The sequence below is a fragment of the bacterium genome (assembly GCA_004322275.1).
In the GTDB taxonomy this organism is placed as follows: domain Bacteria; phylum Desulfobacterota; class Deferrisomatia; order Deferrisomatales; family BM512; genus SCTA01.
In genome coordinates, this window is sequence record SCTA01000015.1 from 1 (window position 1) to 14,613 (window position 14,613).

The 14,613-nt window shown below is 55.9% G+C and carries 13 protein-coding genes; 7 read left to right on the forward strand and 6 right to left on the reverse strand.

Going from position 1 to position 14,613, the window contains the following annotated elements; all coding sequences use genetic code 11:
- A partial coding sequence (locus EPN96_04515; GenBank protein ID TAL17587.1) for an IS1595 family transposase occupies positions 1 to 101 on the forward strand: 101 nt, incomplete at its 5' end.
- A gap of 121 nt (positions 102 to 222) precedes the next feature.
- On the opposite strand, the gene EPN96_04520 is transcribed toward EPN96_04515, so the two are convergent.
- The 3 genes from EPN96_04520 to EPN96_04530 are packed head-to-tail and all read right to left on the reverse strand — an operon-like array spanning position 223 to position 1,366.
- Entirely contained in the window at positions 223 to 576 is a 354-nt protein-coding gene (locus EPN96_04520; protein ID TAL17588.1) for a carboxypeptidase regulatory-like domain-containing protein, read from the reverse strand.
- A gap of 17 nt (positions 577 to 593) precedes the next feature.
- A complete protein-coding gene (locus EPN96_04525; protein TAL17589.1) occupies positions 594 to 1,253 on the reverse strand; it encodes a hypothetical protein in 660 nt (219 codons plus the stop codon).
- Positions 1,250 to 1,366 carry a hypothetical protein gene (locus EPN96_04530; GenBank protein TAL17590.1) on the reverse strand — a complete coding sequence of 39 codons (117 nt, stop codon included), beginning with the start codon at positions 1,364 to 1,366 and terminating at the stop codon, positions 1,250 to 1,252. Before EPN96_04530 ends, EPN96_04525 begins: the two co-directional genes overlap by 4 nt.
- Positions 1,367 to 1,845: 479 nt before the next feature.
- Between EPN96_04530 and EPN96_04535 the strand changes: the two genes are divergently transcribed.
- From EPN96_04535 to EPN96_04550, 4 genes are all read left to right on the forward strand, one after another.
- Entirely contained in the window at positions 1,846 to 3,039 is a 1,194-nt protein-coding gene (locus EPN96_04535; protein TAL17591.1) for a DNA polymerase IV, read from the forward strand.
- 262 nt (positions 3,040 to 3,301) lie between these two features.
- Positions 3,302 to 4,018, forward strand: coding sequence for a 4Fe-4S ferredoxin (locus EPN96_04540; protein TAL17592.1), 717 nt, complete (start codon positions 3,302 to 3,304; stop codon positions 4,016 to 4,018).
- A 200-nt stretch (positions 4,019 to 4,218) separates the two neighbouring features.
- A complete protein-coding gene (locus EPN96_04545) occupies positions 4,219 to 5,739 on the forward strand; it encodes a PepSY domain-containing protein (protein ID TAL17593.1) in 1,521 nt (506 codons plus the stop codon).
- Between the two features lie 259 nt (positions 5,740 to 5,998).
- Complete coding sequence (locus EPN96_04550) at positions 5,999 to 6,457, forward strand: hypothetical protein (GenBank protein ID TAL17594.1); 459 nt, start codon at positions 5,999 to 6,001, stop codon at positions 6,455 to 6,457.
- Between the two features lie 159 nt (positions 6,458 to 6,616).
- Here EPN96_04550 and EPN96_04555 read toward each other — a convergent pair whose 3' ends face one another.
- Complete coding sequence (locus tag EPN96_04555; GenBank protein TAL17657.1) at positions 6,617 to 7,483, reverse strand: pentapeptide repeat-containing protein; 867 nt, start codon at positions 7,481 to 7,483, stop codon at positions 6,617 to 6,619.
- 1,157 nt (positions 7,484 to 8,640) lie between these two features.
- Between EPN96_04555 and EPN96_04560 the strand changes: the two genes are divergently transcribed.
- Together EPN96_04560 and EPN96_04565 are read left to right on the forward strand one after the other, a co-directional pair.
- Positions 8,641 to 10,437, forward strand: a complete 1,797-nt coding sequence (locus EPN96_04560; protein ID TAL17595.1) for a tetratricopeptide repeat protein — start codon at positions 8,641 to 8,643, stop codon at positions 10,435 to 10,437.
- A gap of 2 nt (positions 10,438 to 10,439) precedes the next feature.
- The gene (locus EPN96_04565) at positions 10,440 to 12,050 is read left to right on the forward strand and encodes a hypothetical protein (protein TAL17596.1); all 1,611 of its coding nucleotides are present in this window, start codon (positions 10,440 to 10,442) and stop codon (positions 12,048 to 12,050) included.
- Here EPN96_04565 and EPN96_04570 read toward each other — a convergent pair.
- Together EPN96_04570 and EPN96_04575 are read right to left on the reverse strand one after the other, a co-directional pair.
- Positions 12,040 to 13,068 carry a hypothetical protein gene (locus EPN96_04570; GenBank protein TAL17597.1) on the reverse strand — a complete coding sequence of 343 codons (1,029 nt, stop codon included), beginning with the start codon at positions 13,066 to 13,068 and terminating at the stop codon, positions 12,040 to 12,042. The two genes, EPN96_04565 and EPN96_04570, sit on opposite strands and share 11 nt — an antisense overlap.
- A 38-nt stretch (positions 13,069 to 13,106) precedes the next feature.
- Positions 13,107 to 14,474 carry a PAS domain S-box protein gene (locus EPN96_04575; protein ID TAL17598.1) on the reverse strand — a complete coding sequence of 456 codons (1,368 nt, stop codon included), beginning with the start codon at positions 14,472 to 14,474 and terminating at the stop codon, positions 13,107 to 13,109.
- Between the last annotated feature and the right edge of the window lie 139 nt (positions 14,475 to 14,613).

Consider the following 14,613-nt stretch of genomic DNA (forward strand, 5'->3'; position numbering starts at 1 on the left):
TTCACCTGTTTTTGAAGGAATGCGAATGGCGTTTCAATAACCCTGACCCAAAAGTTCAATTAGCTCAGGTAAAACAACTGGTTAGAGACTATTTAGGCTGATTATCTAGGACAGCCCCAATTTAAAAGCAAAGGGTGCGCCCCCTGCGGACTCCAAGCCCTTCGCCAAAATACTCACCTCACCGGAAAGACTTGACCCCTTTTTGTTGAATTCCAGGAAGTCTTATTTTATCTCTACCAATAGTGGAGCCCTCTTCTGGACATCCTTTGGGGAGACGGATATCTCATAGTTAAACTTATTATTGACTTGTATCCAGTAGTCGCCGGCTTTGACTCCCTTGAAGCGGTACGATCCATCAGAACTGGTAATACTTTTATCAATCAATTTAAATTTGCCGTCCGGCGAAACAGAGTACAGATCCACGCGGGCGTCCTGAAGCGAGAACGAATTTGGATTGTAAGGGTTCTTTGCCATCACTTCACCACTCAGTTCTGCTGACAGCGAAGAAAAACTTGAAAGAAAAGAGAAAGTTAAAATCAAGGTTAGATTAAGCAACTTTTTATAATATCCAGACATTTTTTCCCTCCGAGCTTTCATTGTAAATTTGAACGAGGGGGACCCTTGCTTTGATCTGATGAAGCTGTAAGTGGAATTTCAACTCCTCGTATTGCTGCAGGATCGGTATCCACATCTTCTTTGATCAAGACCTCTCCAAGATTAATTGTGGAAATTTTCCCAGATACAAAATCATTATTGTTTTTAACAATATTTTCAAGGTTAATATTATCACTGCAACCAAATCTTGGTATTTTATATATAACGGTAGTATTAGACCAGTCCTCGTTTGTGATTGGCATGCCTATTGTAACTTTGTTTCCTGTAACATCTATTATCCTTGGGTAAGTTGCAATTAGTACAGAATCGACCATATCATTCAGGCGATTGCCGCTAACTTCAGCGCCATGCTGATTTTGCAATTTAAGATTAGCAGATACGGTTTTATATTTGTTGTTGTTGTATAGATTGTTTAAGTTAAAACTACCTAGCTGAGCCTGAATTGATGAGCCTAGCATCTTATATAATATAAACAATACAAGTAAATAACCGCCAAACGCACCAGTGGAAACGAAGGCAAGATTAGCAAATTTACCTTTAATTTTAGTAACGGAGTTCGGGAACATTTTATAAATTAATATCGAAGGTATCAAGGGTACTAGGATCATTATTAGTATCAAAATATATAAATAAATCATGACTCCTCCGTTTTGACCGTTTTGGTCACGTTGGTCAGAGATGGTTCTCCATGATCGGACTGGTCTGGAGTGTTCCAGGTCCCGTCAGCACAGATAATGATTCGCTTCGGCATCGACACTCCAGTTCTGCTAACGGAAAAAGCAGTAATTTCCGGTGCTTGAAGCAAAAAAGAGACTTAACAGCATAATGTGCATAATTAAAAAAATCCGATTTATTTATAATATTTATTTTTCGACAGAATAATGCATCCACAACAAGGTGTATTATAGAAATATATATTCAATCGTTGATGCGAATTGTCAAGGCCCGAAAATGATTTTTCATCTGTTCAGAGCGGACATTTTTCCGTGACCATCGGCTTTTGCATGAATATCGAGACTCATTTTCTGTTTTGGCGACGGCGCTGATGAAGCTTTTTTCACGGTTCCGCCAAGTCCCGGACATCGGCCGGGCAGGTTGAACCCACGCTTTTGGCAATTATGAATTAGGGCGTTTAGTGGCGTTGTCGGCTTAGCCGTTCCTCCTGTATCTCCTTCAATTTATTACTCCCCTCTTGGCTTGCGCACCTGCGCAGGTTATTATCCTCTTCCCATGATTCGTTCAATTATCCACATCGACATGGATGCGTTTTTCGCGTCGATAGAGCAGCTGGACAATCCCCAGTATCGCGGGAAGCCGGTTATCGTCGGGGCGGACCCGAAGGGCGGGCGGGGGCGCGGCGTCGTCGCGGCTTGCTCCTACGAGGCGCGAAAGTTCGGCATACATTCGGCAATGCCGATCTCGCAGGCGTGGCGCAGGTGCCCGAAGGGCGTCTTCGTCGCGCCGAGGGGTTCGCGCTACGTCGAGCTTTCGCGCAAGATTATAGCTATTTTCCGCACTTATACGGACCTCGTGGAGCCGCTCTCGATCGACGAGGCTTTTCTCGACGTGACGGGCTCGCGCCTTCTCTTCGGCGACGCGCCGAAGATCGGGAGGGAGATCAAGGAGCGGATAAGGACCGAGTTGGGCCTCGTGGCGTCTGTCGGCGTCGCTCCGAACAAGTTCGTCGCCAAGATCGCCTCCGACCTAGGCAAGCCGGACGGCTTCGTAGTGGTCGGCGAGGGCGAGGTGAGGGAGTTTTTGCGCGAGCTTCCGATCAAACGGCTCTGGGGAGTGGGGGAGAAGACGGCTGAAACCCTGACGCGCCGCGGGATGAGGACGATAGGGGATATCGCCCGCCTCGGCGAGAGAAACATGGTCTCCATCCTCGGCGAGCACGGCCTGCACCTCTGGCGTCTTTCGCAGGGGGAGGATTACCGCGAGGTGGTGACGGAATCGGAGGCCAAATCGGTCGGCAACGAGACTACCTTCGAGGAGGACACCTCCGACCCGGATACCGTCCGCAACACCCTCCTTTACCTCTGCGACAAGGTCGCGGGGAGGCTCCGGAAGTACGGTTTCAAGGCCGTGGGGGTGACACTTAAGCTGCGCGACGAGGATTTCAAGACGATTACCCGCTCGCTCACCCGCGAAGCCCCCACTTCGGTCACGGCGGACCTCTTTTCCGACGCGCTGGAGCTGCTTTCACGCTCCGGCTGGAAGGGTACGCGGAGGGTTCGGCTGCTGGGAGTCTCGGCGCACAGGCTTGTTTCGGGCGGCGGCGCGCCCCTCCAGGGGAATCTTTTCGTGGACCCGGCGAGGGAGGGGCGGAAGATCGACGCGGAGAAGGCGGTCGATGCGGTCCGGGCTAAGTTTGGTAGGGGGGCGCTAAAGCGGGGGGCGCTTGTTAAGAGCGATGAGGAGTAACAGACGTTATCCGGCGCATCCTTTCCGTCCCTGGCTTCGTCATGTCCTCGCTCAAGGGTTCGCCGTAGCGCTGCTACTGTCTCACCCTTTCTCTGCGGGATTCCTCGCCGGGAACGGAAAACCGCGCCGGGAAAATCTTTTACTGCGATAGTTGTCGAGGGGTCTAACCTTGACGCTGGGGTGCTCGCGGAGGGATGTTTCTTCTTGCATATAATACTGAAATGGTTATAATTTAGCTGAATGCAATTACAGGGAGGGTTCCATGAAGCGAAATATCATAAATATAGACGAAGAGAAGTGTACCGGCTGCGGCCTTTGCATAGTGAACTGCGCCGAGGGCTCGCTGGCGATAATCGACGGCAAGGCGCGGCTGGTTCGCGAAGCTCTCTGCGATGGCCTTGGCGCGTGCATCGGCCACTGCCCTGAGGGCGCGCTGACTATCGAGGTGCGCGACGCCGAGGAGTTTGACGAGCATATCGTCGAAGAGCACCTCAAGGAGCTCAAGGCCAAAGAGGCCAAGAGTTCTCCCTTCGGCTGCCCCTCCGCCGCGACGGTGAAATTCGAGGTGGCGGAATCTCCGGAGGTTCCCGGCGGGAAGACCGCCTCGCAGCTCGGCCACTGGCCGGTGCAGCTAACCCTTCTGAACCCCGCCGCTCCCTTTCTGAAGGGAGCGGACCTCCTTCTCGCGGCGGATTGCGGACCCTTCGCCTATCCCGACTTCCACAGGGACTTTTTGAAGGGAAGGGTCGCCGCCGTAGCGTGTCCCAAGCTCGACGACGCCGATGCGCACATGAAGAAGCTGGCCGACGTTATCCGCTACGGAGAGCCCGCAAGCCTCACGATAGCCCGGATGGAAGTACCCTGCTGCGGCGGCCTTTCGATGATAGCGAAGCGCGCCATCGAGGAGAGCGGAAGAAATATCCCGATAAGGGAAATCATAATCGACAGAGACGGGACTATAGTCTCCGACAAAGCTTAAGAGGTTGTTGAAAACTGCTGCGAGCCCCGTTTTCTGCGTCGCGTGCTCGCTCAAGGACTCGCCGTAGTGCCGCTACTGTCATCGTCCTTTCGCTCCGCGTCTCCTTGAAACCGGGGCTTCTCGCGACGTTTTGAACAACCTCATTGAATGTCTAACTGTGGGAGGTTTATCTTCCCTCTCATTTATTGCGGCAAGTGAAAATGTCCACAGCCGGTTTCGTTAAAAAATCTTCAAAGGCCCTCCACAAGTGGATAGGGCTTTTCGGCTTTTTCTGGCTCGCGGTCATGGGCGCGACGGGGATAATCCTCAATCACCCCGGCCTCATCTCCTCCATCGACCTGCCGCGAAGCTTCCTTCCCGGCAATTACGAATACCGCGACTGGAACAGGAACGCCTTTCGCGGCGCTGTCGAATCCCCGGAGGGTGGGCTGCTGCTTTACGGCGAGACCGGAATTTGGCGCTTCTACGGAGATTTCGCCCCGCCTTCGGACTTCTCCTCCGGTCTTCCCACGGCCGCCTACCTTCGCGACGTGCGCGACCTCATGAACGTGGACGGAACCCTGCTCGCCGCCACGAGGGGAGGACTGTACGCTCGAGGAGCACTGGAACCTTCGTGGAAGCCGGTCGCGCTCTCCAGCGATTACCCCGTCGATCTGTTTTTCGGAAGAGACCGAATTTTCGCGCTTACCCGCTCCGATCTTTACGCCGCTCCGCTTTACGACCCCCTGAGCTTCAGCAGAGTAACGCCCGGAAAGGCGGGGCTCAAAGACCCGAAGCGCAGCCTCTTTCGGCTCGTCTTCGACATGCACTACGGGGAGACCTGGGGGAGCGCCGGCAGATACCTGATGGATTTAGCGGGCGTCTACCTCGTTTTCGGCTCGCTCACCGGGGCGTGGTTCTGGTGGAGGAAGAAGAGAAAGACGCTGGCGAAGGGAAGGGGAGGGAAACTGGCCGGAAAGGGGCTCAGGCTACACATAAAGCTGGGACTCTGGTTCGCGCCGCTTCTCGTCTTCTCGGCGCTGACAGGAGTCTTCGAGCGGCCCCCCTTTCTGGTCGCCATAGCCGACGCCGAATACCCCATGTCGCTCCACCCCGGTCCCCGCCACGAGAACCCCTGGCACGACACGCTGAGAAAAGGGCTTTACGACCCCTCGCGGGAATCCGTCGTGCTTGCCACCTCCGAGGGGTTTTACGAGGGCAAGGAGTTCCTGCTGGGGAAAGAGAGCGCCTCCTTCCACAAGCTTCCCGGCGGCGCGCCGGTCAGCGTGATGGGTGCTACGGTCTTCGAGAAAGACCTCCAAAGCCCCGGTTCCTCCTATCTCGTCGGCTCGATGTCGGGGCTCTACCACTGGGACCGCGACCGCAAGGAAGTCGTCAACCTCTTTACCGGCGAACCTCCGAAAGCTCCCAAGGGGCCGCCGGTGGGAGATCAAATGGTGGTCGGCTATGCGCCGCTCGACCTTTCGGGCCGCTATCTTTGGGCGGATTACAACAAGGGACTATTCCTCAGCGACGGCAGGACGGCGGGAATTTCCCTTCCCCCGGAGCTTGAAGACGGCGGCCGCATCTCTCTGTGGCACGCGCTCTTCGAGCTCCACAACGGCAGGTTCTTCACCTTCCTCCTCGGCTGGTGGAGCTGGCTTGTCGTTCCTCTCACCGGGCTTTGCCTGATAGTTGAGACACTCACCGGAGTCTACGACCGTCTTAGAGCGAAACGCTAGCTCTCAGTATAGCTATGAGTCTCCTTGAAGCAGCGACTTCTCGCAGCGTTTTTAACAACCTCATCTTTTGCGCGGAGGCGAAACCGGATTAGACTTTCCAGGCAGCAGAACCGTTCGTTTGCTTCATTGGAAAGGAGAATCACCGATGGCGAAGGTGGAATGGCTGACCTCTTTCGAGAACGCGTTGGCGAAATCGCGTGAAACGGGCAAGCACGTCTTTCTGGATTTTTTCGACCCCGGCTGAATCGGCTGCCAGCAGATGGACGCGGTCGCGTACCCAGACCCCTCGGTAGCCGATTTCATAGAAAAAAACCTCATCCCGCTGAGACTGATGTCTGACGACAGGGTTTACGCCGTCCGCTTCAGAATAAAGTGGACGCCCTCGCTTCTGGTGCTGGACAGCGACGGAGTGGAGCATTACCGCACTCTGGGTTTCTACCCACCGGCCGACCTTATCCCCTCGCTCATGCTGGGAATCGCCAAAACCTGGTTTAACAAGCCCGACAGACCGGCCTCGATCGCCGTTCTCGACCAGATAGTCAGCCAGCACCCCAGAAACTCCCTCGCGCCCGAGGCGGTCTACCTCGCCGGGGTCGCCCGCTACATCGAGACCCATCACCTCACGCACCTGACTGGAATCTACGACAAGCTCACCGCCGATTATCCGGAGAGCGTTTGGGTTACTAGGTCTAGTCCTTACAGGCTGCTGAAGAAGTAACCGTAATCCGGCGCATCCTTTCCGCCCCCGGCGTCGTCATGTCCTCGCTCAAGGGCTCGCCGTAGCGCTGCTACTGCCTCGCCCTCTCGCTGCGGGATTCCTCGCCGGGAACGGAAAGCCGCGCCGGTCGATGTAAAAAAGACCGGCACATCCTGATTATCACTCAGGCTTTGATTTATCCAGAATCGTGCCGGTGCGAATTGCCCCATCAAGTTTTGTCGTTTTATCGATAATTGCGCCGTCAAGGATTGCGTTGGTAAGGTTAGCATAGGACAGATTCGCCATTCTCAGGTCCGCCTCGTATAGGTTCGCCCCGGACAGGTTCGCCCCAAAAAGGTTCGCCCCGTACAAGTTCGCCCCGTACAAGTTCGCCCCAGACAGGTTCGCCCCGTACAAGTTCGCCCCGGACAGGTCCGCCCCAAAAAGGTTCGTCGCTTCCAGGCCCGCAACGTAAAGGTTCACCATGTGAAGGTTCGCCCCGGACAGGTTCGCCCCGGCCAGATTCGTCCTGGCCAGATTCGCCCTGGCCAGATACGCCCCGACCAGATACGCCCCCGGTTTAATCACGTGACCGTTTATCTCCGGCCAGTGCTGCTCTTCCTCCCCAGTGGCCAAAACCTCTTCGGAAGATTCTTTTATTCGCTTTCGCGTGTCGGGGTCGGAAAGCCACTCTTTACCGGGTCCGGAGGAAAGGAGGTCGAGCAGCCGTTTATCAACCAGGAGTTTTTCCAGTACTGCTTTGTGAGGTTTTTTATGGTCAACTGAAATTTCCGCTTCAAAGAGACCGATGAGGTTGTTTTCACCATCCATGAGTTTGGCTAAGTAGAGGGATAAGCTGATGCAGTTATCAGTCACTCCAAAATCTTTCATTAAGGAGTCTGTTATCACCACGGGGTCGTTTTCTTCCAGTATGGAGAGAATTTCCGGCCACATCATCGAAAGGGCTTCATGCACCGCGAAGGGGGCGATTTTCAACTCGCCTTTGTCGCCTTTGTCGCCCTCCTCGATTTCGGCGACCTCGCGCATGACCAGCAGGCGGTTTAAAAAGCGTATTATCTTTCTTGGGTTTTCCCTGCAAGCCGGACAGATCGTTTCGCACAGGGCTTCTATGTCTTCTCCCGCAATTTTTCCGAAGATTTCCATCTCAAGGAGCTGCTTGACGTAATCCTTTACCCGCTTTGTAATCGGGGGAATCTTGAAGGGCATCTGTACGATCTTGTCAAGATAGTTGCCGTAAAGCTCTTCGGGAATTTTGAGCCTCTCCGTGTACTTATGGCGGAGAAAAGCCTTGATTATCTCGGGCTCAAGGCCGAGGACGAAGGCGATGTTGCGCTGATGGAGTACGAGCTTAATCGATTCGATGAGTTTTACGGCCTGAATGGGGAAACAGCGGTCGAGATCGTCAACGAATACCACGATTTTTGAATCGGAGCCCTCTGCGGCTTCGCGCAGCCCCTCGAAAGTGTTGAAGTAAAGGCTCCGTGCGGCGATCTTGTCAGCTTCCGTTTGAGACAGGTCTTCAAACTTGTCTATCGCTTTCCCAGCGTCCAGTTCGACAAGAGGCGGCTTTATTGCTATTCCGTAGAGAAGGCTTCTGAAAGCCTTGAGAACGCTGCCGGGTTTCGCCTTGGTTTTCCCCGCTGCTTTCTCTTTTTCTTCGAGCGCTTTGATTATCGTGGCGAGAAGGGGAATTACGAGGTGATCCTCTTTCTCGTACTGCCAGGCGTTGAACCATACGGTCGTTGCCCCGGCGTCCCTGAGCTTTTTCTCCATCATCCTCATGAGGCTGGTCTTGCCGCTCCCCCAGTCGCCGTAGACGCCTATTGTTATCGGCTCCTCGGTATTGAAGGCCGCCGAGGCGAGTATGCGGGCGTAGCCGTCGAAACCTATCTTGTCTCCCTCTATTTTGCTCTGCCCGTCATAGACCGGTATGTCAGGCAGGAGACTAAAATTTTTTATGAGGCCTGTGGTCATTTCGATTTTCCCTTCCGGATAAAATCAAAGTACATCCATGCGGTGACAGTATCCCCTTTCCTCCCTCATTTCAAGATTCCGGAGCATCAGGCGCGGTTTGCGGCGGGCAGGATACGATTAGACCTCGATTTGCTATTGTGAGAGCATGGTTTGCAGTGTTTTACTGTCTGGATGGATTTTACAATGGACCGGGATTCTTCAGAAAAGCCATGACTTATAAAAAATATTGGACGGCGATATTCGCGGCCCTGCTTGCGGCTCTGGTGCTGGCGGTCTACTGGCAGACGACGGGGTTCGAGCTTATAAACCTCGACGATTTCGATTACACGCTCCAGAATCCCGTGGTGAGCGGGGGACTGACCTCCTCGGGAATCAGGGAAGCCCTCACTTCAATTCCGCTTCACGTCTACATGCCGGTGCCGCTCCTCTCCCACATGGCCGACATCGAGTTTTTCGGCCCGAACCCGGGCCGCTTTCACCTCGTCAACACCCTCATCCACCTTTTTAACACCCTTTTGCTCTTTTTCTTCCTCCGCAGGGCCACCGGCTCGCCGTGGAAGAGCTTTTTCGCGGCGGCGCTTTGGGCTCTGCACCCTCTCCGTGTCGAATCCGTGGCCTGGGTCGCCGAGCGCAAAGACCTTCTTTCCGGGTTCTTTTTCCTTGCGGGTCTTCTCGCTTACCTCGAATACGCGAGGAGCCGGAAGCTTTTTCTCTACGCGGCGGCCCTCTTTGCGATGCTGCTGGGGCTGGCCTCCAAGCCGATTCTCGTCGTCTTTCCCCTCGTCCTGCTTATTGTGGATTTCTGGCCCCTCGCCAGAAAGGAGCCGGTAAAAAAACTCCTGCTGGAGAAGATCCCGTTTTTCGTTCTCTCCGTGTTTTTTTCCGCGCTGACGATTGTTAGCCAGAGTGCGACCATACGAACGGACGAGATGAGCGTACCGGCCCGGCTGGCTGATACCGCCACCTCTTACTTCCATTATCTGAAGCTTACCTTCTGGCCCTTCGGGCTGATAATGGAGGACAGAGGGACGGCGGCCTCGCTTACCGGCTTTTGGGCGGCCGGCGCCGGGCTTTTGATAATCGCCATTACGTTCATGGCCTGGAAACTCAGAAAAGCCGCACCCGCGGTGACGGCGGGCTGGTGCTGGTATCTGGCGGCGCTTTTTCCCGTCAGCGGCGTCGTCCCTCTAAATTTTTACATCGTCGCCGACCACTTCACCTACCTGCCGCACGTCGGCCTGATGATAGCGCTGGTCTGGGGGGCGGAGAGGCTTTACACCGGTTATGTGAAGGAGGCAAGGCCGCTTGCGGCCGCCGGACTGGTCCTGATAGCCGTTCTGACGGTGCTCTCCTTCCGGCAGACCTCTCTCTGGAAGGACAGCTACACCTTGTTCGGCTATATCGACAGGGAAACCGGAGGAAGAAGCGCCGTGGCGAAAAACAGCCTCGCCATCTCCGATTTCAGGGCGGGAAAATTTCAGGAGGCTTACGACAGATTCAACGCGGTGCTGGCTCTGGACCCGGAATTCAACCGGGCGCACGGCTACAAGGGTATAGCGGCGGCGAAGCTGGGAAGATACCGGGAAGGGGTGTTTCTCTTAAAAAAACAGCTCCAGCTTTCTCCCGGCGAAAAGGATTTTTGCCTAAGGCTGGCGAACGTCATGCTTCTGGCGGGGGATCACCCCGGCGCGGCCCGTCAGGGTCTGGAGAACATCCGTCAGTGGCCCTCCGACAAGATAGCCTGGGAGGCCGTCAAATACTTCGGCGGGGAATTCGGTGCCAACATGACTGCGGGAAACGGCCTTGCCGCAAAGCAGTTATACCCGGAGGCCTTAAAATATTTCAGGGAGGCCGTGAGGCTGAAACCGGCGGATTTCAGAGCCCGCGTGAACCTCGGAGTAGTGCTCAGGGCCATCGGCGACGTTACGGGCGCTGAGAGGGAACTGGCTGAGGCGAGAAGGCTAAGCCCCGGAGAGCCCATTCCCGAAAGCGGGTTTTTTAACTAGCGATGGATTACAGAAAACAACGGGCTGCGATATTGCTGGTTTTGCTTGCGGCGCTTGTGCTGGCTGTCTTCTGGCAATCCGCCGGGTTCGAGCTGATCAGGCTCGACGATTCAAAATACACCCTTTCAAATCCGGCGGTAAGGGGCGGGCTTTCCTGGTCGAACGTCAAGGGAGCTTTCTCAACGGTCAAAATCGGCAATTTCATGCCGGTTACACAACTTTCGTACATGAGCGACGCCGAGATTTTCGGACTTAAGCCCTCGGGATTCCACATTACGAATGTTCTGATCCATCTTCTGAACTCGGTTCTTTTCTTCCTCTTCCTCTACAGGGCTACCGGGTCGCCGTATAAGAGCTTTTTTGCCGCCGCTCTCTGGGCAGTTCACCCGCTCCGCGCGGAGTCGGTCGCCTGGGTCGCCGAAAGAAGCGACCTCCTCTCGGGACTGTTTTTCTTTCTCGCGCTTTTCCCATACTCCAGGTACGCAGAAAAGAAAGAACCCGCCGGTTATCTGCTCGCTCTGTCGCTGTTTTTTCTGGGAATCGCTTCTAAACCGACCCTTGCCGTCTTCCCCCTGATTCTTCTTATATTCGATTTTTGGCCGCTGGAAAGGGTTCAACGTCAGGGAGAGGCGGTAAAAAACCTGCTCGTCGAGAAAATCCCCTTTCTTGCGCTCTCCGTTCTTTTTTCGGTTATAACGCTCGGAAACCAGTCCGTCTCCGTAAGCAATATGGAAGAGCGGGGGTTGCCGGAGCTTTTGTCCACAGTCGTATCCTCCTGCGCGCATTACCTGCGGGCAACTTTCTTGCCGGTGGACCTTGTCATGCAGTACGGGCGGCCCGCCGGTTACCTTTCCGGGGTGTGGGCTGCTCTGGCCTGGCTGGCGCTTGCAGCCGCCGGATTTCTTGCCTGGCGGTACAGGAAAAAAGCCCCGGCGGAGGTTGCGGGCTGGTGCTGGTATCTGGCCGCCCTCCTGCCCGTAAGCGGAATCGTCCCGCTAGGTTTTTACTACGTCGCCGACCATTTTACCTACCTGCCCCACGCCGGTCTTATGATTGCCCTGGTGTGGGGCGCCTGCAGCGTCTACGGAAAATTCACGAAAGAGATGCGGCCGCCCGGCGTCGCCGGAGCAGCGGCGCTGATCGTACTTTCCGTCCTTTGTTTCCGGCAGGTTTCGGTATGGCGCGACGGCTACGCCTTCTTCGGTTACATAGACAGGGCGACGGCGGGAAGAAGCGCTCTCGCGAAAAACGGCCTGGCGGTGAACGATCTATTTGCGGGCAGGTTTCGCGAGGCTTACGACAATCTCGGCAAGGTAATCGAGCTGGACCCTTCTTTCCGGTATGCGAACGGCTACAAAGGCATAGCGGCGGAAAAGCTGGGGAGATTCCGGGAGGCGGCGGGACTTTACAAAAAACAGCTTCAGCAGTTTCCCGGCGAGATGGATTACAGCGTCAAGCTCGCCAACGTCCTCATTATGGCCGGCGATTTGCCCGGCGCGGCGCGGCAGGGGCTTGAAAACACCGGCAGGTGGCCGAACGAAAAGGTCGCGTGGGACGCAGTCAACCTCCTCGGCGGAGAAGCGAGGGCGAGGGCTCTGGCCCTTAATCCCTGAACCCGTACTTTTCCCTGAGCCGAAAGGATATCTCGCGAAGCACGTCATAGCAGCGCTCTACGGTTTCTCCCTTGTCGGGGTTGACGAGGGCGCAGGTGGCGGGCATTAGAAGGGATTCGGGAAGGAGCCGCTCGCGCGGTATTCCGGCCTTTTCGAGGATATCCCAGAACCCCTCTATCTGGTCGTAGAGGCCGTCTATGTCGGTGGAGTTGAACTCCTCGTAGTTGGCGGGAACGAGCCCCCAGCCGATGGTTCCGCCCTGAGCGAGAAAGGCCTTTATCGAGGGGACGTAGTTGACGAAGCGGTCGCCCCTGCCGAAGGCGTTGAAGGAGAGCACGTCCATCTTCGTCTTCAGCAGAAAATCCCAGTCGGGGTTGCCGCAAAGGTGTACTCCGCGCCGCCCCGTCACCATCGAAAAGAACCTGTCCATGTCGCTTCTGGCCTGCTCCTCGCCGAAGCCGGACATCGCGGAGAAGATGAACTCCAGCCCCGGCTCGTCTACGAACATGAAGGCGCGGGGGTTTTTCGCCAGCAGTTCCTCTCCCATCAGGTTTATCTTGCGGGCCATGAAATCGAGGAGAAACTCGCGCACCTCGTCGTTGTAAAGGATAGGGCGGTCGTTTTCGTCCTTTACGTTCAGTCCGAAGGAGATCGGCCCCTCGAACTGCCCGCGTATGGCGTAATAGCTGCCAAGGTCGCGGCTGAGGAATTCGTGGTAGACGGCGGAGTATTTTTCGGAGAGCCGGTAGATTTCGGGGTCTTCCATGCGCTCGAAAAAGGCGGGAAGCTCCTCCATGAAGCGTCCCATGTCGAACTCCACCCTGTTGTCAACGTCGTTGATCCGTATGCCGGGGAAGTTCTCCGAGACCTGAACGTACATGTCCTCCCAGTAGGTGAGCTTGGGAAGCTGCGGCCAGAAGGGGATGTCCAGCGAGAAGGCGAGATCGAGGGCGCGCTTTACGTCGGTGTGGGGCAGGATGCCCATAGCAGTTGTCTTTAGATTGCCTTTGAAGTCCATACTCGCCCTCTGATGTTGTACGTTAGATGGTCAAATTATTACCCCTGTTCGGAATCCTCGATGGCGAAGCGCGTAATCTTCTCCCAGAGGTTTTTTCTGGATATTCCCAGCATCTTCGCGGCCTGAATCTTTTTCCCTCCGCATTTTTGAAGCGCTTCGGTGACGAAGTCCCTCTCGCAGCGCTCCAACGCCTCCCTGAGCGCCTGCCCCGCCAGCATCCCCGCCGAGTGGGAGACCGGAGGTTCGCTCCTCGCGGGCTCGCGCAGGTCGGAGGGGAAGTCGTTGACTAAAATCAGATCGCCCTTGGCGAAGGCCACCGCGCGCTCTATGGCGTGCATTAGCTGGCGTACGTTGCCGGGCAGGGGGTGCGAGACCAGAAGGGCGCGGGCCTCGTCGGAGAGGCGAAGGGGCGTCCTGCCCATCTTGCGGGAAAAGCGGGCGATGAAAGCGTCCGCCAGAGCCTCTATGTCCTCGGGCCGCTCGCGAAGGGGCGGGACGGTGAGTTTTATCACGTTGAGCCGGTAGAAGAGGTCTTCGCGGAAATGCCCCTCGCGCACGCGGGTGAGAAGGTCGCGGTTGGTCGCCGCCACGATGCGCACGTCCACCTCGCGCTCCTCCGGGCTGCCGACAGGCTGAATCTTCTTGTGCTGAATCGCCCGCAGTATCTTGGCCTGCGAGGAGAGGGGAAGCTCGCCGATCTCGTCCAGAAAGAGGGTTCCACCCTGCGCTTTCAGGAATTTTCCCGTCTGGTTCGTCACCGCGCCGGTGAAGGAGCCCCTGACGTGGCCGAAAAGCTCGGATTCGATGAGGTTCTCGGGGATGGCGGCGCAGTTTACGCGCACCAGAGGCCCGTCGTTGCGGCTGCTTAGCCTGTGGACAAGCTCCGCGAAGTGCTCCTTGCCGCTGCCGCTCTCGCCGGTGATGAGGACGGTGGAATCCAGAGGAGCTACGGTGGTTACGGTGTCGAGTGCGTGCCGCATCGAGGGACTTACCGCGATGAATTCCTCCCCTCCCGGCTCGTCCAGCACGTTTCGGAGGCGAGAATTCTCGTCGGCGAGGATTTTTTTGGCGGTCGCGTCCCTGCTTATGAGGAGAGTCCCTACGAATTTCCCCTCGCCGTCGAAGATCGCCGTGTAGGTGTTGTCGAAATAGCGGTCGCCCACGCGCACGACGCGGTCGCGGGAGACGTGGGGACCGGCCTTCAGGCTTTCCAGAAGCTCCTCGACCCTCTCGCGGGTCTGCCCCTTGTGAATGGAGAGGATATGCCTCCCCACCAGCCTCGCCGCCCGCACCTTGCGTATCCGCTCCGCCGCCGGGTTTATGTAGCGGATAACGTCCTCATGGTCGAGGAAGATGACCCCCTCCTCCATGCACGCCAGAATCGGCCCGAAAAATCCCTCAGACATATAATTTTGCTCCTAAACGTTTCCATTCGGTAACAAAAGATACCCTACGAATTAAACCGGGTCAACGCGCTTCCTTTTACGGGGACTTTAGAGGCATAACCCGAATTGACCTGTCCGTCAGTCTTTGTTAAAGTTATAA

Excerpts from the sequence above, each read along its gene's own strand:
- EPN96_04520 (TAL17588.1), bottom strand. The coding sequence starts at position 576 with ATGTCTGGATATTATAAAAAGTTGCTTAATCTAACCTTGATTTTAACT.
- EPN96_04525 (TAL17589.1), bottom strand. The coding sequence starts at position 1,253 with ATGATTTATTTATATATTTTGATACTAATAATGATCCTAGTACCCTTG.
- EPN96_04530 (TAL17590.1), bottom strand. The coding sequence starts at position 1,366 with ATGCCGAAGCGAATCATTATCTGTGCTGACGGGACCTGGAACACTCCA.
- EPN96_04535 (TAL17591.1), top strand. The coding sequence starts at position 1,846 with ATGATTCGTTCAATTATCCACATCGACATGGATGCGTTTTTCGCGTCG.
- EPN96_04540 (TAL17592.1), top strand. The coding sequence starts at position 3,302 with ATGAAGCGAAATATCATAAATATAGACGAAGAGAAGTGTACCGGCTGC.
- EPN96_04545 (TAL17593.1), top strand. The coding sequence starts at position 4,219 with ATGTCCACAGCCGGTTTCGTTAAAAAATCTTCAAAGGCCCTCCACAAG.
- EPN96_04550 (TAL17594.1), top strand. The coding sequence starts at position 5,999 with ATGGACGCGGTCGCGTACCCAGACCCCTCGGTAGCCGATTTCATAGAA.
- EPN96_04555 (TAL17657.1), bottom strand. The coding sequence starts at position 7,483 with ATGCGCGAGGTCGCCGAAATCGAGGAGGGCGACAAAGGCGACAAAGGC.
- EPN96_04560 (TAL17595.1), top strand. The coding sequence starts at position 8,641 with ATGACTTATAAAAAATATTGGACGGCGATATTCGCGGCCCTGCTTGCG.
- EPN96_04565 (TAL17596.1), top strand. The coding sequence starts at position 10,440 with ATGGATTACAGAAAACAACGGGCTGCGATATTGCTGGTTTTGCTTGCG.
- EPN96_04570 (TAL17597.1), bottom strand. The coding sequence starts at position 13,068 with ATGGACTTCAAAGGCAATCTAAAGACAACTGCTATGGGCATCCTGCCC.
- EPN96_04575 (TAL17598.1), bottom strand. The coding sequence starts at position 14,474 with ATGTCTGAGGGATTTTTCGGGCCGATTCTGGCGTGCATGGAGGAGGGG.